This is a genomic window from Chimaeribacter coloradensis (assembly GCF_002858715.1).
GTDB classification, from domain to species: Bacteria; Pseudomonadota; Gammaproteobacteria; order Enterobacterales; family Enterobacteriaceae; genus Chimaeribacter; species Chimaeribacter coloradensis.
On record NZ_PJZH01000074.1, the window covers coordinates 1 to 496 of the forward strand.

A 496-nucleotide genomic window follows, 5' to 3' on the forward strand; every position below is an offset into this window, starting at 1 on the left:
AAGGGTGAGACATTACGGAGAGTAATGGGTGCTGTAATGTTTCAATTTTCAGCTTGTTCCGGATTGTTAAAGAGCAAATACTTCGCAGTATACTGTTGCCAATACACTTGGAAATATTGAGTTGACCGCGGGGGGATGGTGGAGCTAAGCGGGATCGAACCGCTGACCTCCTGCGTGCAAGGCAGGCGCTCTCCCAGCTGAGCTATAGCCCCATGCAGTCTTTGAATACCTTTTACCACGCTTTCTCAGACAGCGTGCAACGTCACGGCATTTACCGGGGTAAATGAGTGAGTCAGCAACACGGCACGGGAAAGATTTGGTAGGCCTGAGTGGACTTGAACCACCGACCTCACCCTTATCAGGGGTGCGCTCTAACCACCTGAGCTACAAGCCTATAAAGGTATTTCTGCTCGAATTTCATCAGACAATCTGTTGTGGGCACTGCACGGTCAAATATCTTGAGGTAAGGAGGTGATCCAACCGCAGGTTCCCCTAC

At 50.2% G+C, this 496-nt stretch carries 2 tRNA genes; both read right to left on the bottom strand.

Features of this window, described 5'->3' with window-relative positions:
* Nucleotides 1-136 precede the first annotated feature (136 nt).
* Nucleotides 137-212 (bottom strand) — tRNA-Ala (locus CYR32_RS21190).
* Between the two features lie 105 nt (nucleotides 213-317).
* Nucleotides 318-394, bottom strand: a tRNA-Ile gene (locus CYR32_RS21195).
* Between the last annotated feature and the right edge of the window lie 102 nt (nucleotides 395-496).